Here is a 17,932-nt window from a genome sequence, read left to right on the forward strand (position 1 = left end):
GACGGGATCGTCGGAGAGGGTCGGGGAGGCGGGATTTGAACCCGCGACAACGAGCACCCAAAGCTCGTGCACTACCGGACTGTGCGACTCCCCGGGCGGAACGTCCGCGAGCGGGACCATAGACGAGGTGTCTTGCCGGGGCAAGCCAGCTCGCTCGGGCGCTGGGGCCTACGGGGGCGCGGGTCGCGCGGTTTTCGTGCGGTTTTTTCGGTGCGGCGCCGCGAGAAAGGCGCTGAGATGAGGGGCTGCATGGGCGAGACGCTGCCGTCGCTGTCGGTCCATCACCTGGCCGTGGTCGTGCGCGATCTGGAGCGAGCGGAGGCGTTCTATGCGGGCGTCCTCGGGCTGCCGGTGGTGCGGCGCTGGACGGACGAGGCCGGAGCGCCGCGGTCGGTGTGGCTCGGGCTCGGGGGCGGCGCCTTCCTGGCCGTGGAGCGGGCGGCGGCCGCCGGGCCGACGCGCTCGGACGAGGCGCCGGGTTGGCACTGCGTCGCGCTGGGGATCGCCCCGTCCGAGCGCGAGGCGTGGCGCCGCCGGCTGGCCGCGGCGGGCGTGGCCGTCGAGCGGGAGAGCGCCTACACGATGTACGCCCGTGATCCCGAGGGGAACCTGGTAGCGCTCAGCCACTACCCGGAGCCGCAGGTGCCGCGGCTGGACGCGGGCTGATCGCGTGCCGGCGGCGCGCCTGTGCGGAACGCGGGCGGGGGCGGATGCGCAGGGAGGAGACGCGGCGCGCGGTCGGCGCGGGGAGCCGAGGGGTCGACGGGCGCGGGCGGCGCGGGTGGCGCGGCGGGCGGCGTGGGCGGCGCGCCGCGAAGGCAGTGCGCGCCGAGCGCGGGGATGAGAAGATGGAAGGTCGGGCGGCGAGCCAGCCTGCTGGAAGCTGCTCGAGGGCAAGCGCGTCGAAGGGGAACGAACGAGCCGGAGGTTTCAAGATGCCGCGTTCAACGTCCGATTCCGTGTCGCCTGATGCTCCTGTGTCGCTCGTGCTCCCCTTCGGGGCGATCGGGCTCGTGGGCGGCTGGCTTACCGCAGACAGCTTCCATCTCCCGGACCGCTCGGTCCATTACCTGCTCGCGGGCGTGACGCCGGTCGTCGCGGGGCTCCTGGGCCATTACCTGACGAGCCGGATCGGGGGCGTGGGGAGCGCCGGCGCTGCGGCGCCGGGCGCGGTCGTGGGATGGGCCGACGGACCGGGGTGGGCGGACGGACCGGGGCGGTGGACCCGGCGGGGGCCGATCGTGGCGAGCCTGCTCGCGCTGTGGGCCATCGTGGTGGCCGGCGTCGTCAACGGCATGACCGTCGGGCTCGTGCTGGGGCCGGTGGGGATGCTCGTCGGCGCGCCGTTCGGTGCCGTGTTCTCGCTGCCGTTCGTTCCGGCGCTCGCGGTGGTGCTGCTCGCGGCGAACCGCGTCGGGAGGGCGCGCGCAGGCTCGATCGTGGCGCAGGCGGATCGGCGCGCCGTGTGGTCGGCGACGGCGGCGGTGATCGCGGTGGCGGCGCTGGGGGCGCCGGCGGTCTTCGGGAGGCCGGCGGTGCCGGAGGTGGGGCACGCCGTGGCGGCGGTCGGGCTCGCCGTGGTGGGGGCGCTGTTCGTGGTCGACGCCGTGGCGCTGGCGAAGGTGCTGACGATGCCGCTGCCGCGGAGGCTGATCGGGGCGGAGGAGGCGGGAGAGGGCGGGGTGGGGGCGGAGGAGATCGAGGTGAGGGCGAGGATGGGGGAGATCGGGGAGATGGGAGAGGGAGAAGACGGCGCGGCGAGGAGCGCTGCGCGCGGCGGGGCGAAGGGGATGGGGACGGGGGAGAGGGTCGACCTCGGCCTCGGGGACGAGGTGCGGGTCGAGGTGGTGCGGCCGACCCACGCCTACCGGGGGGCGCCCCAGATCGCCCGGGTGGTGCGGGGGAGCCGGGAGCGCGCCGCGGGGGCGCTGCGGGCAGGGCTGGCGCGGGGTGGGATCGCGCTGGCGATCGGGGCGGCGTTCTGGGGAGGGCCGTGGGCGTGAGCGAGGGGCGGGGGGATCGGCAGGGGGAGGGGAGGAAGGCGGACGAGCGGCGGAACAGACGGAGAGGAAGCGGAAGGGCGGACTGAACGAAGAGGCGGCCAGGGATCGGGCTTGATGCACGCGACGAGGTGTGCCAGGGTCCCGCCCCCGTAGCGGCAGTTGCCCCTGCCCCCGTAGCTCAGTGGATAGAGCAGCGGTTTCCTAAACCGAAGGTCGCAAGTTCAATTCTTGCCGGGGGTGCGAATGATTTCGCGGGGTTAGGTGGTCTCGTCCGAGCCGCCGCCCTCATCCCGGACGGCCGTTATCTCGCTGTTCCCCTGTAAGGGGACCGGACGGTTTCTCCGGATGGCCCTGCCCACGAGCGCCGTGCCCAGGAGCACCCTCGGGGCGGACGTCCCTCCGCTCTGCGCCGCCGCCGCATCTGCTACGCTGCTGGCCATGAGCCTCCCGGCCGAAGAACTCCTCGACCAGGCGATGAAGCTTCCCGAGAGCGAACGGCGCGTCCTTGCCCTGCGGCTTCTGGAAAGCGTAGGCGAAGAGTCGCCGGAAGAGGTCGAGCGCGCGTGGGTCGAGGAGGCTCGGAGGCGCCTCGACGAAATCCGGGCGGGGCGCTCCCAGTCCGTCCCCTGGGAGGAGGCGCGGCGCCGCATATTCGCGCGGTTGAGATGACGCGCCGTCCCGTCGTCCTCGCGAACGAAGCAGAGAGCGAGGCCCGTGACGCGTTCCTCTGGTACGAGGCGCGCGATCCGCGCGTCGCCGATCGCTTCGAGGCTCAGGTACTCGCAGCCCTCGATCGCATCGCCGAAGCCCCTGAGCAAGGCTCCGAGATCGAGCTGGGTGTCCGGCGCCTGATTCTCCATCAATTCCCCTACGGGCTGCTCTACTCCGTCGAGCCCGATCGCATCCTCGTGCTTGCGGTCATGCACCTCCGCCGCCGGCCCAGGTACTGGCGAGGCCGCGGCCCCTGAGCTGAGCGTTCGGTGTGCGTGCGAGCAAAGCAACCGGAGGGGTTCCGACGGGCTCCGGGCTGAATTTCAATTCAGCCGGAGGTTTCGCCAGGCTCCGGGCTGAATTGAAATTCAGCCGGAGGGCTCTCGTCAGGCTCCGGGCTGAATTTCAATTCAGCCGCGGGCTCTCGACAGGCTTCGGGTTGAATTTCAATTCAGCCGGCGGGCTCTCGACAGGCTCCGGGTTGAATTTCAATTCAGCCGGCGGTAGCGCGCGACCTTCACCATCTGATCCAGTGCACTGCTCGTCACGCGGTCAGCTCCTCCTCCAGGAGCCGGCGAAGATCCCGGCCCCGCGCGAACCCCCTTTGCTCGATGAGCTCAATGGCGGATCGCGCCAGCGATGTCCCTATCCCGCGCGATCGCCAAAAGGGTCCGGATGTCCATGCCGCGCGCGTCGTTCTTCCTCGCGCCTCCTCGCGGCCTGCGCCTCGGCGCCGCCGCCTGCCGGCGCGGGTGCCAACGCCGGTCCCAGCGCCGACGCCGGTCCAAGCACCCGGCGCCGCAAGCCTGTGGTCGCGCACCTCGACGGTGGCCTTCCCGTCCTGGAGATGTAGCTTCGCATCGCGCGGGCGGCACGCGATCCCGGCGCAGTGGGCGGAGGATGCGCCCTTCTCTGGGGTGCTATTGAGACGACGCCACTCACCGTTCCGCTGCGCGTCGCGTGGTCCGACGGCGCGCAGGATGACGTCGTCCTGTGCGACGTCGCCGCCTACGAAGCCCGGCTCAAAGATCCACGGATACCTCCAATCGTGGTCCTCCACCGGAGCGGTGGCGCGTTCTATGCGAGCCATCCGTCAGGTCCGGATCGTCACCGGATCCAGGACGAACCAGACGGGAAGTTGCTCGCGGATCCGCGGATCCTCTGAAATGTTTTGATGATCCCAGCGCTCGGCGCAGGGGAAGACACCGCATCTCTGATTCCGGTGTTGAGCCGGGTCAGCCGGAGGTTCCTGTTCGTCGTCTGGGAGCTCCCTCCTGACGCTCAACCCACAACCGCGGTCGGGGCGCGCTCGCCGACAGCGGTTCGGGAAGAGCGAGGCCTTGGCGCGGATACACCAACGCGGCGTAGCTGGTCCCACTGCGCAGGTCGTCGAACGGGTTGACCGCCGAATCCAGTTCGTCGTAGCCTGCTACCCATCATGGGCTGGCGTGGATTCGTTCGAAGCACCGTGGCGACCGCGCGTCGTATTGAGAGGGCCGAAGCCGCTGCCAGGCGCCGTGCGGAGCGCGACGCGCTCCGCCGTCGTCGCGAACTGATGGCCCAGATGGCGGCAGCCGAGCGGATGCAAGAGCAACAACGGGCGGCCTATGAAGTGGCGCTCTTTGAGAACTACCTCCAGGTCATCGTCTCCGTCCACAAAGAGTGCTGGAATCCTTGGGATTGGCGACAGATCGCAGCGGCAGCGCCGCCGCCGCCGCCAGTGTTCACCGGGCGCCACGAAGCGGCTGCACAGCATGCCCTCCAGACCTACGAGCCATCGCTCACAGAGAAGCTGTTTAAGCAGGAGGTCAAGCGGAGACAAGCGCTGACCGAGGACGTCGAACGGGCGCGCCAGGGAGACCAGGCCGAGCATCACATGGCGTTACAGCAGCACCAGCAGGCCATGGCCCAGTGGCAGTGGTACAAACGCGTGGCCCACGGCGTCCTCTCGCACGAACTCGAAGCCTACAGGGCAGTGCTGGATTACCTTGCGCCTTTCGACGAGCTGGGCGATCTCGGGATCGTCGTATCGCTTGACGAGGTTCTTCCGGGTGGAATCGCCGTCGCCTGTGCCGTGCGCGACCAGGAGATCGTTCCCACCGAGGAGCGGCGGCTGACCGCGGCAGGCAAGCTCTCCGTGAAGACCATACCTGTTGGGCGCTACTGGGAGCTCTATCACGATCACGTATGTAGCTGTGCATTGCGCGTGGCCCGTGAGATCTTCGCGCTGCTGCCAGTTGAGCGGGTCGTCGTGAATGTCTCGACGGAGCTCCTCGACGTTAGCACCGGGCACAAGGGGCCGATGACGATCCTCGGCGTCAACTTCGTCCGCCCCACGTTCGAGCGGCTGAACTTGGACAGGCTCGACCCATCCAATGCCATGACGAACTTCGTGCATCGGATGTCGTTCAAGAAGACGAAAGGGTTCTCGGCCATCGTCCCGCTCACCCTTGCCGAGTGGGCCTGACGAGGGCACTGCCCTATCGTCTTCGTCGCGAGCCGCCGCGACGGGCAGCCGGTATGCCGCACAACTTCGCCATACGATCGGCTTCGAAGCGCCGCTCGTCACGGGCGCCTTTGAGATGAGCAGTGCCGAGGGGCGGGACGCTCGCGCTGGCTGTTGAACGGCGGCGTGCGTAGCTCCTATGAAAGCCGCTCGTGCCGACGGATCCAGAGAAGAACTCACCTACTTGAAGACCCGTACGTCGTAGCCGAGCGCTCGGAGAGCCTTGTTGGTACGGTCGTTGCGAGGGGGATAGTCGTTAGGTCTGGCCCAACCGAGAACCTCGCCGAGAGAGCTCTTGCCAAGGCGCGGAAGCCTCCACCGTTTATCTTTCGTCGCGATCCACAGTCGATCCACGGCGTCGGCGGGATCGCTAGCGTAGATGACGAACTGGAGGAGATCGACGACACTCTTGCCGGCTTCAGAGCGCCTGGTCCAGATCCACTTCGCAAAGCGCTCGACCCGTTCACCCTCGGATTCATGGTGACCGGCTGGGAGTCCGTAGATTGAGTTCTCGACATGACGGGCATTGTCGCGGAAGGCGTATACATTGGTCATGGCCTCCACGAACGTCTCCTCGGTCATGCTCTCGAGCGTGGCTCTCGTGAGTAGCTGTTGCATGCGAGGCGCACGCTCGCGGATGAAGTATGCCTCATCATTGGCGCCCTTCGAGGGAGGCTCGCTGAGGCTGGCCCACCAGTCAGCCGCGGTGGCGAGCGCCCGCTCCGGGGACGTCTTGTGGCGTTCGTAGAGCTGCCCGACCTTCGCGCCGCTGTCGCCCTCGTCGAATGATTTCACTACGATGTGGTAGTAGTAGCCGTGCAGGAACTGGTCGAAGTGGACCGTGGGGTTTGTCGTCGCGGGCACCCAGACGGGCCGCTTCTTCATGGCATCGAAGTCGCGGCACAGCGTCCGCATGAGCTGAAGCGTCTCACGCCACTCATCCACGAACTCCTGACGTGCTTTCGACGGGCGCTCGCCGGGCCGGAACACGACCGTCTGCCCAGCGTATGGTTTCTCCTTGCCCAGCAAATCGTCGTACTTCCGCTTGAGACTGTCGATGTGCAGCCGGATGCGGTGGCGTTCCTTCTCAATGTCATTGAGCTTCGCGTACAGCTCGTTAGTCAACCGGAGTGAGATCCGGTCCAGCTCCTCGAACAGGTTGTCGAGCTGCTCGGCGACCCCGCAGTCATCCAACTCGTCCTCTGTAAGAAAGAGGCCGGCCTCGATGTTCTTCTCCCACCCGTTACGCGTGAGATTGGCCGAGCCGATGTACGCTCCGTACCCGTGCCACCAGATGACCTTGGGGTGATAGGCGCCGTTCACCAGGAAGCACTCGACCTTCGGAGAAGCCTTCTTGAGGAACCAGTCTAGGAGCTGGATCGCGACGGCGCCGGTCTCATCCATCCGTCCATAGAATTTCAGGCGAACCTCGGGATGCCGGCGAAGGTGATCGATCAGCGGCTCGTACAGCTCGGCGTACGCGACCGCGGCTCGGATAGACTTCGAGACCGGGTACGACTGGGTGAGCACGTTCACGAGAAACGTGCCGTTGAGCTTGCCCAGAATGGTCTGCATGGCGATGCAATGATCATCGAATGCGCCCACGGCGGCAAGGCCGGCTGTAGATGAGCCGGGTGTCAGAGACCGGCCTCATGGACCTTGGGGGCGTGGTCACCGGCACATCGCGCCCCGCAGCCAGGCCCGCCGTCCGGCGCGTCCTCCAGGCTCACCTCATCTCACACCATCAAAACCCGCCCTCCAGCCCGAGGCTCGGCACCGTGACCGGCCCGAACTCGGTCGGCTCGCACCGCTCGAACGCGTCGCACATCCCCGGCATGTTCTCCTTCGACATCGTCGCGTTGAGCACGTCGAGCACCACCGCCAGCCAGCCCGATTTCCCAATCGACCAGCGCTTCTCCAGGCGGACATCGAGGCGGAAGAACGGCGGCAGCCGCTCCCACCGGGGCTCCGCGCCGGCGGCCGACCCGAGCCCCCCGGGGACGCTGCTGCCCGGCGGGAACGTCACGCCGCCAACCCGCTGGGGAAGCCCGGAATAGAACACGAAGCGCCCGCCAGCCCTGTAGCCGCGGCCGAAATCGTAGGTCAACGCGGCGTTCGCCACGTGGGTCCGATCGACCGAGGTCACCTGCCGGCTGCGTCCGATGCTCCGCGTGGAGCGGGACAGCGTGTACGACGCGAATCCACCGATGCGCTTCGTGAGCCGCCGATGCGCGGACAGCTCCACGCCGGTCGCGGCGCCGAGCGCGCGGAGCGTGAAGGCCTCGTCGATCGACCCGAAGCCGACGGCGCCGAGCGCGTCGGTCATGTTGAAGAACGCGTTGTGGAACACCGAGACCGTCGCGTTGATGTCCTCCGGCAGCGCGAACTCGAGGCCGGCGCTCGACTGGAAGCTCCGCTGGAGGCCGTCGTCGAGGCGCGGGCGGATGCCAGGGATCGGAACGACAAAGCTCGGCAGCTGGGACGCGAGGCCGTGCGCCTGCACGAACGTGACGCCGCGCCCCAGAGAGAGCCGCGCCGAGAGCCGCGGATCGACGCCGAGCGCGACCGTGCCGTCCGAATGGTAGAGATCGAGCCGGAGCCCCGGGGTGATGCGCAGGCGCGGGGTGATCGCAATGTCGGCTTCGATGTAACCACCCGTCGTGAAATCGACGCGGCTCAACAGGAGATCGCCGACCGAGACATCGTCATCGTCGTCACCGTCCGGCGCGACGTCGCCCGGGGAGTCGCCGACGTCCGTCCCGAGGTCGAGCACGTTGTCGTCGACCACGGCGTCGATGCCGGCCCGGATCACGGTCTCGTCGCGCAGCCGGTGAGCGAGCGCGAGGCGCGCGCCGAGGCTCCGCGTCAGCGCCTTCTGGCCGCCCTCGATCCCCGTCTCGTCGTGGCCGAGCGTCAGCGCGCCGCGCAGCGCGCTGCCCTGGCCATAGGCATGGTCGTACCGGAGATCGATCCGGTGGAATGTCGTGTCGAAGAGGGTCGTCGTCTCGCCGTCGGATTCGTCTCCGAGGAAGTCGTGGGCGCCGAACGCGAAGAGGCTCACCCGGCCATGCGGCGCGACCTGGTACGATAGCCGGGCCTGATAATCCCAGTAGTCGAGCGCCACCTCGGGCGCGGCCAGCGAGAGGAGCAGCGCCGTGTAGGAGTAGCGGCCGCCCACGAGCGCGACCCCGCGTCCGTCGGCGAACGGGCCCTCGACGAGCCCGCCCACGTCGACGAGCCGGAGCATGCCCTCACCGTGCCAGTACGGGAGCGGCGGCGTCGTCTCGCCAGCGACGATCCCGCCCGCGTACCGACCGTGACGCGCGGGGTAGCCGCCCGGGTAAAGGTCGACGCGATCGACGATGCCAGGATGGACCACGGACGGCCCGAGGCCGAGGTGATAGAGGTAAGGGACACGGACGCCATCGAGAAAATAACCGACGTTGCCCGGCGGCGACCCGCGGACGTAGAAGAACGGCAGCCCCGTGACGAGCGGGGTCACCCCGGGGAGCATCTCGATCGCGCGGAAGGGGTCGCCGAACGCGCCGGGGACGATCCTGACCTCGCCGCGGCTCAAGCTGGAGACGCCGGGCGCCTGCTGCTCGCCGCGCACCGTGACCTCGAGCGACCGCGGCGCGCCGGGCGGCGGCGCGGGCGCCCGGGCCGGGTCGCCGCCGGGCGTGGGCGAAGGAGCCGCTGCAGGCGCGGAGGCGTCGGGCGGCGCGGGCGGCGCGGCCTCGGTGAAGCGGACCTCGACGCGGATCTTCGCGGCGACCGGCGCGCCGTTCCGGGTGGCCGGCGCGAAGCGGAACGACGTCGCGGCGGCCACGGCGGCCGAGGCGAACGGCTCCTGCCCCTCCTCGGCGACCGCGGAGCGGACCGTCCCGTCCGCGTTGACGGTGAGGACGAGGCGGACCAGCGCGTCGCCGCGCGCTCCAGCAGGGTAGTCGGCGCCGAGCGGCGTGAGCGGTGTCGGCGGCACCAGCGCGTCCTTCGGCGCAGCGCCAGGCGGCTCTGTCGGCAGCGCATCGCGCGGCGGCTCCGCCGGCGGCACGTCGCGCCCGGCCGGCGGCGCATCGCGCCCGGCCGGCGGCGCGTCGCGCCCGGCCGGCGGCGCGTCGGCGGTCGGCTCGGCCGGCGGCTTCGCATGGGGCAGCGGGGCGTCGGGCGCGGCAGCGGCGAGGCCCGGCGCGAGCGCGCTCGCGAGCAGCGCCGCGGCTGCCGTGGATCTCCGGAGAAAGCTCATCGCCGCGCCATGGAGATGGGAAAGATCAGCCGCCGCCATCAGCCACGATCTACGCCCAACGACGCGCTCACTTCCCCTTCACCGGCTCGAACACCACCTTGCGCTGCCAGGCCCTCATGTGGAGCGTCATCTTCCCGTCCACCTCCCTGGGCACGAGCTCGGGCCAGCCGATCCACGGAGGGCTCGTGAGCACGAGCTTGACCGTCCCGTCCTCCTCCGTTTTCCGACCGACGCTGCTCTGCCACTCTCCAACATCGAAGACGCCTCGATTCCCCTCCACCCGGAGGCTCACCTTGCCAAACCAAGGGTGCTCGTACGTCCCGGCGAGGCGCTCGAGCCACGCCCGGTCGGGCTCGAGGTCGACCTTCCCGATCTCGCGGCGGAAGTCCGCTTCCTGGGTCTTCGCGGCGTAGGCCAGGTCCTCCCGCGCCTCGTCGCGACCGTCGAAGAGCAGCTCGAAGATCTTACGGCGCAAGACGCCGCCGCTGAACGGGGTCGGAGAATCGACGTTCGAGAGCATGACCACCCCGACGTCGTGCTCGGGCAAAAAGAACAGGTCCGAGCTGTAGGCCCAGACCGCGCCAGGGTGGCCGAGCACCTGGACCCCCCGGTACGTCTCCAGGGCGAACGCGAGCCCGTAGCTCGTCACGTCGCCCGATCTCGCCTGCGGCTCCCGGCGCTTCAGGAGGTTCGCCTCCGAGACGACGCGCTTCCCCTCGAGCGTCTTGCCCTTGCCCATCTCCATCGCGAGATACCTCGACAGATCCCGGACATTGGACCAGGCCCCCCAGCTCGGATCCAGCGGGCCGGTCCAGGCCGTCGCAGGGAACGGCGTCGCGACCATCTCGTACGCGGGCGACCGGTCGTGCGCCGAGGCGTGGTCCGCGCGCTTCACCGCGCCCACGTCGAACGTCGTCGCCTTCATCCCGAGCGGGTCGAACACCTTCGCGCGCATCGCGTCGTAATACGCAGGCCCCAGCGGCCGCTTCGGATAAAGGGCGTGCGCCGCGACGTATCCTGCGGCGGCGACCATCGCGTTCGAATACTGATAGGCCTCCCCGAAGCCCGTCGTCGGCGCGAGCTCCTTCATCCTCGCGAGCGCCGCCTCGGGGGTGACGCCGGCATACTCGAAGTCGGTCCCGAGGTTGTCATAGGGAACGCCGGTGCACCCGCAGAGCAGGTTCTGCATCGTCATCCGCCGGGTGAGCTCCGCGTCGCCCACGGCGAACGACGGCAAGATCCGGGTGACCGGCGTCTCCCAGCCGAGCTTCCCCTCGTCGACGAGCACCGACAGCAGCAGCGACGTCAGCGGCTTGGTCATGGACGCGAGCCGGAACAGCGTGCGCGGGGTGACGGGCTCCCTCTTCCCGAGCTCCCGGACGCCGAAACCTCGCTCGAAGACGACCTTGCCCCCCTGGAGCACGGCCACCGCCATCCCCGGGACGCTCGCAGCCTTCCGCCCCTCCTCGATGAAGGCCTCGAGCTCGCGCAGGCGATTCTCGTCGAGCACGTGCGCCTTCTTGCCCGCAAAAGACTCCTCCTCGACACCCTCGGCCTTGAAGCTGAAGAACGCGATCTTGGCGCCCGCCCAGCGCCGACCCCACCCCTCCTTCGTCCCGTCGAACAGCGCCACGTACCAGGTGTCGCCCTTGCGACGGGCGCTGGCGAAGACGTCGCGCGCCTCCTCCGTGGTCGTCTCGTAATCGACATCCATGATGCTGTCCCAGCCGCGCCGCCCGGGCGGCGCAACGACGCGCTCCGCCTTGCGGGCGAAATCCGGCTTCACCTGCCGCCAGGCCGCGGCGATCGCGGCCTCCGCGTCGGGCTCCCTGCGCTCCACGAACGTGAGGGACACCTCGCGCTGCGCATCCTCGAGGATCACGACGCCGCCCCGGGTCGTCACCCTCCAGCCCTTGGGCGCGGTGTACGAGGCGCCCGACGGCGTCTTCATCGGCGCGTCCGCGCCGACCTCGATGACGGTCTCCGCGGCCGGCGCCGCGGAATCGGCCGGCGCCGCGGAATCGGCCGGCGGCGCCGCAGGGGAAGGCCGCCCGGCGACGGCGGGCGCCGGCTGGGCGGGCCGCGGCTCGCCCCCGCCGCCGCAGGCGATCGCGCCGGAGACCATGCACACGAGCGGAACCACAAAGAGATGACGCATAGAGTCCACCTTTCCCGAGACAAGGAAGCACCGAAGAGCCATGCGAGGCGGCCTGTCGTCTCGTCACCGCCTCCGCGCCCGCTCGTACGCCTTGAGCCACCGCCTCGCGGTCACATCGAGGCTCTCCCTCAGCCAGTCGTCGAGCTTGTCGAGGTCGAGCCCCGCGAACGCCTCCCCGTGCTGCCGCGCGAGGATGCTCACCTGCGCCTCCAGCACCGCGCGGAGATCGCGCTTCGACAGCTCCTCGATGTCCACCGAGGCCCGGCCCAGGCGATCCCGGAGCAGGTACTGGCTCCTGCCGACCTGCACCTCCTGGTAGAACGGCACCTCAAGGCCGCGCCATATCGACGCCTTCGCCCGCTCGAGCCGGTCCTCGTCCTCGTGCAGGAAGTTGTTCCAGCTCGTCGCCGCGTGCGTCGTCTCCTTGAGCTCGAGGAGGCGCAGCCGCCGGTCTCCGCCCCGCTCGCGGCCGAGGATCAGGTACCGCTCGAGCCCCCCCGAGCCGCCCGAGTCGCGGTCCCGGTGCGCGAGCGCGAGCACCTCGACGTCCGAGAGCTGCCCGGACCGCCCGAGCGCCTCGAGCAGCCGATCGCCCGTCCCGGCCTCCGCGCGCGACAGCCTCAGCGAGGGCTCGTCGAACCGGAACGCGTCGCCCTCGGTCCACTTCGCGAGCTGGCGCGCGTCCCTGGCCGCGACGTCGGGGTACAGGGCCTCGGGGAGCTCGCGCAAGGGCTCGTTGCCCTGGATCATGTCCTCGTAAAGCTCCATCAGCTCGGCGAGCGCCTTCCGGTCGTCGAGCAGTAGCCGGAGCACCGTGAAGTACCGCAGCGCGTCCAGCGCGGCGAGCCCGGGGCCCGCGTCGTCGAGATCGTTGAACACGTAGCGCGGGCCCACCGTGAACGTGATGAGCCCGAAATTGTCGGGGTGCGCGTCGCCGAAGCACAGGCACCGGCCGCCGGGCACCCGGGCCCGCGGGACGTCGAGCAGATCCACGTGCCACGCCTGCGGGAAGCTCCGCATGAACCGCATCGGCGAGCGCAGCGCCGTCTCCCACTTCTCCTCGAACTCGGCCGGCTCGACGTGCGGATTCACCGCCCGGAAGAACGCCCGGGTGAGCTCCTTGACGGGCGGCAGATCGCTGTCTCGAATGGGGCGCATCGCGTCTCCTGCGGCCGGAAGCGGGGCGCGCCCGGGGGGACGGCCCTGCGCCGCCCCGCGAGCGCGCCGCCGCCCGCGCGGCGCTCTCGTAGCACGCGCGCGGGCGGACCGTGAGGAGGAGATGGACCGGGCGCGAGGCCGCGCCTTACGGGGTCGCGACGGTGGCGGAGACGTCGCAGGTAAACGGGGCCATCGCGTTGTACGACGCGACGAGCACCGTGTAGACGCCGCTCTCCGGGCAGACGAACTGCGTCTGCGGGCAGTAGCCGCACGCGTCATCCACCGAGGACAGCGCCTCCGCGCCGGTGCACGCCGAGGCGCCGTCGCACACCCGGAGCATCGGATCGTCCCCGCAGGTGCCGCCAGGGCAGCCGCAGCCCACGGTGATCACCGTGTTCGGGTCGCACGCCACGGCCTCGTAGCCGGGCGCGATCGACCAGCCGCAGTCGCGCCACTCGCCGCCCACCGGGTTGGAGCAGGCCGAGAGCGGATCGCCGGGCCCCGTCGGGCCGTCCTCCGGGATGGTCACGGGGACCTCGATCGTGTTGTTGCCGTAATCGCTCTCCGGCAGCGTGCGATCGGCGTTGATCGTGATGCGGAGGAAATAGTCCCCCGGGCTCACGCCGGTGATGTCGACCCACTGGCAGTCGAGGCCGGAGCTGTAGACGTCGCTCCAGCCGCGCTGGATGCCCTGGAAGCCGCAGTGGAAGCGCGACGTCGACGGCGCCCCCGGGATGCCCACCGGCGAGCTGTCGAGCAGGCAGAACGCCTGCTTGTGGCCGGTCGCGACGACCGCGCCGGTCCCGTCGAGGAGCTCGTACCGGGCGTACCCCTCGAAATGGTAGTGGCCGTGGCACGCGGAGTACTCGAAGCCATCGACGTCCGTCGGATTGCCGAGGATCATGTCCGCCTCGCCGACGTTCGGCGTCTCGGTCGAGAAGCGCATGAGGCGGCGGTCGCCCGCCCCGCCCACGCAGCCCTCCACGATCGCGCAGCTGTCCGCCGGGAAGCTCTCGTGGCCGATGCTCAGGCTGAACTGCGCCACGTCCGCGGAGACGGTGAGGTCGGGCAGCGGGCACGCCTCGCCCTCCCCGAGCTGCGTGCACGTGCCGACGAAGCCCGCCAGGCAGCACGTCCCGCCCGGACCGCACTCGCTGTCCTCGGTGCACAGCGTCGACGTGGAGGGCGCCTCCTCGACCTCGATCACGATGTCGAACGAGCCCCGGTCGAGCACCACGTCGTCCCCGCCGACCCGGAAGCGCAGCGGGACCAGCGTGTTCTGGTTGGGGTACACGTTGAACCACTGGGGGTTCGGCGAGAGGAACTGCGCCTGTACCGGCTCGATCGTGTTGTCCAGGTTCAGGCGCTCGAGCCGCCAGCCCTCCTGAAGGAACGTGTAATAGCTGCCCGGCGCGACGTCCGCGCTCAGGCGAGCTCGGTTCGGGTCGTCCTCGGTGTTGAAGAAGATCGTGTCCTGCGGGCCCTGGACCATCACGATCCCGTCGCGCAGACGGTACACGTTGCCCGACGCCGCCGCGCCGATCAGGTTCAGCTCGATCTGCCCCGTGTCCTCCTCCTCCGTTCCTCCCTGTCCTGCTGAACACCCGGCGAGAGCGATCATCCCAAAGAGCGCGAATTTCGAAAGCTTCATGTGAGCCGCGGACCTCCTCATCTCTCCACCACGAGACGCTTGATGCCCTCACCGCACCAGGTCCTTCACGTGAAGGCCGAGGTGCGCCGAATTTGTCAGGACATCACACGTTTCCGACGCTGTCCATCGACCGACGCCATCGGCGGGTACGACGCGCGGCTCACCGGTTCTCCCCGGGCCGCCCACGGGAGCAGCTTTGCGGCGGAAACCGGCGCCCCGCGTCCACATCGGCAGCGCGACCGGCGGCGCGACCGGCGGCGCGAAGCACGCCGCGGCCGTGAGTGTCTACTTGACAGTGGAAGTGTCGCGAGCCAGGATGCTCGTCGTGATGACGTACAAGCTCGACGAGCTCGCGGGCGAGGCGGGCGTGGCGCCGCGCACGGTGCGGTATTACGTGCAGCGCGGCCTCCTGCCGGCCCCCGAGTTCCGCGGGAAGGACACCTCCTACGGGCGCGAGCACCTCGCCCGGCTGCGCGCCATCAAGGTCCTCCAGCAGGCGCACCTGCCGCTCGAGGAGATCCAGGCGCGCCTCGCGGGCGCCGGCCTCGACGAGATCGAGCGCATCGCCGCGGGGGCGCCGCCCCCCACGAAGGCGGGCGGCTGCGCCGGTCCGGCCGAGGCGGCCGCGGCGTCGACCCCCGCCGCCGGGGCGCCGCGCGGCGCGCGCTGGGAGCGGGTCGAGATCGCCGACGGCGTCGAGCTCCACGTGCGGAGCGACGCGCCGGAGCGCTCGCGGCGCATCGCCCTCGATATCGAGTCTCGTTACGCAACCCTTGCCCCGAAAGGCTCGCGATGATCCCGTCCATCGATCCCTCGCTCCCGGCGGCGACGCCGAGCTCGTGTCTACGCTCCTCCGAGGGGCACCCGGTCCCGCTGCTCGGCGTCTCCCTCTCCGGGGAGGTCTTCGGCGGCGCGGCGCGGCTCGTGGTGCGGCAGCGCTACCGGAACGAGGAGCGCCGGCCGATCGAGGCGATCTACACCTTCCCGCTGCCCAGCGAGGCGAGCATCGCGGGCTTCGCCATGGAGTGCGCCGGCCGGCGGCTCGAGGGGGAGGTCAAGGAGCGGGAAGAGGCGTTCCAGGCCTACGACGAGGCCGTCGCCACCGGCCACGGCGCGGCGCTGCTCGACGAGGAGCGGCGCAACGTGTTCACGGCCAGCGTGGGCAACCTCCTGCCCGGGGAGGAGACGGTCGTCGAGGTCGCGTTCGTGCAGCGGCTCCAGGCCGACGAGGGGGCGCTGCGGCTCATGATCCCGACCCTGGTCGCGCCCCGCTACATCCCCGGCAAGGGCGGGGGCGAGCGGACCGCGCACGGCGCCCACGAGCCCACCGACCAGGTGCCCGACGCCGACCGCATCTCCCCCGAGATCGCGCGGGTCGAGTACGGCATCGCCGTGGACATCGTCTTCGATCTCGGGCGCGACGTCGCGATCGAGAGCCCCTCGCACGCGCTCGCCGTGCGCCGCGAAGAAGGGGGTCGGCAGCGCGTGTCGCTCCGGGGCGACAAGGCCGCGCTCGATCGGGACATCGTGCTCATCGCCGCGGGCGCGCCGGGCGTTCAGGCGGGCCTCGTCTGCGACCGGGCCGCCGGCAAGGAGGGGACCTTCGCGCTCACCGTCGTGCCGGATCTGTTCGACGCGCAGCGGTCGTCCGCCCGGCGCGACGTCGTGTTCGTGGTCGACGTGTCGGGCTCGATGCAGGGCGAGTCGATCGACCAGGCCAAGCGCGCGCTCCGCCTGTGCCTCCGCCACCTCGCCGAGGGGGACCGGTTCGGGGTGATCGCCTTCTCCAACACGTTCCGGGCCCTGGAGCCGTCGCTCGCCCCGTTCACCCAGCGGACCCTCGAGGCCGCGGACGCGTTCGTCGAGGGCCTCGTCGCGTCCGGCGGCACCGAGATGCTGCAGCCCTTGCTCGCGGCCGCGGGCATGCTCGGCGACAAGGATCGGGACCGCGTGGTCGTGCTGTTGACCGACGGCCAGGTGGGCAACGAGGCCGAGATCGTCGACCGGGTCGCCGAGCAGGGCGAGGGGGTGCGGGTCTACACGTTCGGGATCGGGACGAACGTGAGCGATCTGCTCGTGAACGATCTCGCGCGCCGGACGCAGGGGGCCGCGGAGTTCATCCACCCGGGCGAGCGCATCGACGAGAAGGTGACGGCGCAGTTCGCGCGGGCGACGGCGATCCGGGTGACGGGGCTCGAGGCGCGCTTCGAGGGCGTCGACGTCGGCGAGCTCTCGCCGGCCGAGCTCCCGGCGCTCGTCGACGGCGAGCCGTGGGTGCTCTACGGCCGCTACGAGCGACCGGGGGTGGGGCGCGTGGAGCTGCGCGGGAGCCTGCGCGGAGAGCGCTTCCACCTCGCGGTGCCGGTCGAGCTCGAGGCGGAGGCGTCGCGGCCCGGGCTCGAGGCGCTGTGGGCGGGCGCGCGCGTGCGGGAGCTCGAGGCGTCGGAGCGCGGGCTGTCGGGCAAGCGCGCGGAGGCGATGCGGAAGCGCATCGTGGACCTCGCGGTCCGGCACCGGGTCGCCTCGAAGCACGCGTCGTTCGTGGTGATCGAGCGGCGCACGGGCGATCGGCGGGCCCACGGGCAGCCCGAGGCGAGGCCGGTGCCGGTGAGCGCTCCGGCGGGGTGGGGGATGAGCCGTCGCGGCCCGGCGGCGCCGGCCGCCGCGTTCGCCGCGATGGGCGGTCCGATGATGATGCCTCCCTCCATGAAGGCCAGTCCCTTCACGAAGGCCAGGGCCTCGGCGCCCGCGCCCATGGCCATGTCGGCGCCGGCGCCGAGGGCTGCAGAGAGCGGCCCGGCGCCGGCCGCCCGCGGCCTGCTGTCGCGCGCGAAGCAGCTCTTCCAGCCGAGCGCCGCGGCCGGCCCGCCGCGCGCCGCGGCCCCTGCCGGCGCGGTGGCGCGGGGCGGGCCCGCGGGCCAGCAGCACGGGTCCGGGCCGGGCGCGCCCCCTGCGCCGGCGCCGGGCGCTGCTCCCGGAGGGACCGAGCCCCAGGGCGCAGGCCTCGGGCGCATGTTCGAGGAGCAGCTCGCGTCCGGGCTCTGGGAGCGCGGAGAGCCGACCGATCTCGGCCGGCTCACCAGCACGGCGCGGTGCCTCGCGGCGTGTCACGAGCAGGGCGTCGACTCGGCCCACGCGATCTACGGCGCGCAGGTGGCCAAGGCGATCGAGGCGCTCTGCGCGCTGGCCGGGTCGCTCCTCGAGCGCGGCGGCGCCGACGGCGAGGTCGCCGCGGCGCTCGCGGCCGCGTACCTCGTCGCGAGCGGGCGGCGGCTGCGGGCGCGGGTCCACGACGCGGTGGCGGCCGCGCCGGAGGCGGTGCGCGCGGTGCTGGGCGAGCTCGGCGACGCCGGGGCGCTCAGGAGGAGGGTCGAGGCGCTGCCCGGCAGATGAGGGGCTCGTCGCGGCCGGATGGCCTGGAGCGGGGTCTCGGCTGGGACTGAGACACCGTCTTCCGTTCCCGTCCCCGTCTTTCGTTCTCCGTTCCCGTCTCCCGTCT

At 70.8% G+C, this 17,932-nt stretch carries 12 protein-coding genes and 2 tRNA genes; 8 read left to right on the forward strand and 6 right to left on the reverse strand.

Annotated features, from left to right (window positions below; genetic code table 11):
- Positions 1 to 20: 20 nt before the first annotated feature.
- Positions 21 to 94, reverse strand: a tRNA-Pro gene (locus tag WME83_RS12690).
- Positions 95 to 249: 155 nt separating this feature from the next.
- Between WME83_RS12690 and WME83_RS12695 the strand changes: the two genes are divergently transcribed.
- The 6 genes from WME83_RS12695 (at position 250) to WME83_RS12720 (ending at position 5,181) form a co-directional block, all read left to right on the forward strand.
- On the forward strand, positions 250 to 666 hold the full coding sequence (locus WME83_RS12695) for a VOC family protein (RefSeq protein WP_020734483.1): 417 nt from the start codon (positions 250 to 252) through the stop codon (positions 664 to 666).
- A 293-nt stretch (positions 667 to 959) separates the two neighbouring features.
- Complete coding sequence (locus WME83_RS12700; RefSeq protein WP_437319541.1) at positions 960 to 2,003, forward strand: hypothetical protein; 1,044 nt, start codon at positions 960 to 962, stop codon at positions 2,001 to 2,003.
- Positions 2,004 to 2,170: 167 nt separating this feature from the next.
- A tRNA-Arg gene (locus WME83_RS12705) sits at positions 2,171 to 2,243 on the forward strand.
- A 198-nt stretch (positions 2,244 to 2,441) separates the two neighbouring features.
- Positions 2,442 to 2,672 carry an addiction module protein gene (locus WME83_RS12710; protein ID WP_437319542.1) on the forward strand — a complete coding sequence of 77 codons (231 nt, stop codon included), beginning with the start codon at positions 2,442 to 2,444 and terminating at the stop codon, positions 2,670 to 2,672.
- Entirely contained in the window at positions 2,669 to 2,971 is a 303-nt protein-coding gene (locus WME83_RS12715; protein ID WP_437319543.1) for a type II toxin-antitoxin system RelE/ParE family toxin, read from the forward strand. The genes WME83_RS12710 and WME83_RS12715 overlap by 4 nt, the downstream gene beginning before the upstream one ends.
- Positions 2,972 to 4,152: 1,181 nt before the next feature.
- Entirely contained in the window at positions 4,153 to 5,181 is a 1,029-nt protein-coding gene (locus tag WME83_RS12720) for a hypothetical protein (RefSeq protein ID WP_437319544.1), read from the forward strand.
- A gap of 219 nt (positions 5,182 to 5,400) precedes the next feature.
- Here WME83_RS12720 and WME83_RS12725 read toward each other — a convergent pair whose 3' ends face one another.
- The 5 genes from WME83_RS12725 to WME83_RS12745 all read right to left on the reverse strand — a co-directional run bounded on the left by WME83_RS12725 (position 5,401) and on the right by WME83_RS12745 (position 14,433).
- Complete coding sequence (locus WME83_RS12725; protein ID WP_437319545.1) at positions 5,401 to 6,795, reverse strand: phospholipase D family protein; 1,395 nt, start codon at positions 6,793 to 6,795, stop codon at positions 5,401 to 5,403.
- 169 nt (positions 6,796 to 6,964) lie between these two features.
- Positions 6,965 to 9,466 (reverse strand): TonB-dependent receptor domain-containing protein, encoded by a 2,502-nt coding sequence (locus WME83_RS12730; protein ID WP_437319546.1) that lies wholly within the window; start codon positions 9,464 to 9,466, stop codon positions 6,965 to 6,967.
- 67 nt (positions 9,467 to 9,533) lie between these two features.
- On the reverse strand, positions 9,534 to 11,624 hold the full coding sequence (locus tag WME83_RS12735; RefSeq protein WP_437319547.1) for a serine hydrolase: 2,091 nt from the start codon (positions 11,622 to 11,624) through the stop codon (positions 9,534 to 9,536).
- Between the two features lie 63 nt (positions 11,625 to 11,687).
- Positions 11,688 to 12,782 carry a hypothetical protein gene (locus tag WME83_RS12740; RefSeq protein ID WP_437319548.1) on the reverse strand — a complete coding sequence of 365 codons (1,095 nt, stop codon included), beginning with the start codon at positions 12,780 to 12,782 and terminating at the stop codon, positions 11,688 to 11,690.
- A 145-nt stretch (positions 12,783 to 12,927) separates the two neighbouring features.
- A complete protein-coding gene (locus tag WME83_RS12745; protein ID WP_437319549.1) occupies positions 12,928 to 14,433 on the reverse strand; it encodes a lysyl oxidase family protein in 1,506 nt (501 codons plus the stop codon).
- 316 nt (positions 14,434 to 14,749) lie between these two features.
- On the opposite strand from WME83_RS12745, the gene WME83_RS12750 reads away from it, so the two are divergent.
- Positions 14,750 to 15,229 carry a helix-turn-helix domain-containing protein gene (locus WME83_RS12750; RefSeq protein ID WP_437321991.1) on the forward strand — a complete coding sequence of 160 codons (480 nt, stop codon included), beginning with the start codon at positions 14,750 to 14,752 and terminating at the stop codon, positions 15,227 to 15,229.
- A complete protein-coding gene (locus tag WME83_RS12755; protein ID WP_437319550.1) occupies positions 15,226 to 17,826 on the forward strand; it encodes a VIT domain-containing protein in 2,601 nt (866 codons plus the stop codon). Before WME83_RS12750 ends, WME83_RS12755 begins: the two co-directional genes overlap by 4 nt.
- Positions 17,827 to 17,932: the final 106 nt, after the last annotated feature.

Source organism: Sorangium sp. So ce385, assembly GCF_051474135.1.
In the GTDB taxonomy this organism is placed as follows: domain Bacteria; phylum Myxococcota_A; class Polyangia; order Polyangiales; family Polyangiaceae; genus Sorangium; species Sorangium cellulosum_D.

Coding starts and splice junctions, on each gene's coding strand:
- WME83_RS12695 (WP_020734483.1), top strand. CDS start 250: ATGGGCGAGACGCTGCCGTCGCTGTCGGTCCATCACCTGGCCGTGGTC.
- WME83_RS12710 (WP_437319542.1), top strand. CDS start 2,442: ATGAGCCTCCCGGCCGAAGAACTCCTCGACCAGGCGATGAAGCTTCCC.
- WME83_RS12715 (WP_437319543.1), top strand. CDS start 2,669: ATGACGCGCCGTCCCGTCGTCCTCGCGAACGAAGCAGAGAGCGAGGCC.
- WME83_RS12720 (WP_437319544.1), top strand. CDS start 4,153: ATGGGCTGGCGTGGATTCGTTCGAAGCACCGTGGCGACCGCGCGTCGT.
- WME83_RS12725 (WP_437319545.1), bottom strand. CDS start 6,795: ATGCAGACCATTCTGGGCAAGCTCAACGGCACGTTTCTCGTGAACGTG.
- WME83_RS12730 (WP_437319546.1), bottom strand. CDS start 9,466: ATGAGCTTTCTCCGGAGATCCACGGCAGCCGCGGCGCTGCTCGCGAGC.
- WME83_RS12735 (WP_437319547.1), bottom strand. CDS start 11,624: ATGCGTCATCTCTTTGTGGTTCCGCTCGTGTGCATGGTCTCCGGCGCG.
- WME83_RS12740 (WP_437319548.1), bottom strand. CDS start 12,782: ATGCGCCCCATTCGAGACAGCGATCTGCCGCCCGTCAAGGAGCTCACC.
- WME83_RS12745 (WP_437319549.1), bottom strand. CDS start 14,433: ATGAAGCTTTCGAAATTCGCGCTCTTTGGGATGATCGCTCTCGCCGGG.
- WME83_RS12750 (WP_437321991.1), top strand. CDS start 14,750: ATGCTCGTCGTGATGACGTACAAGCTCGACGAGCTCGCGGGCGAGGCG.
- WME83_RS12755 (WP_437319550.1), top strand. CDS start 15,226: ATGATCCCGTCCATCGATCCCTCGCTCCCGGCGGCGACGCCGAGCTCG.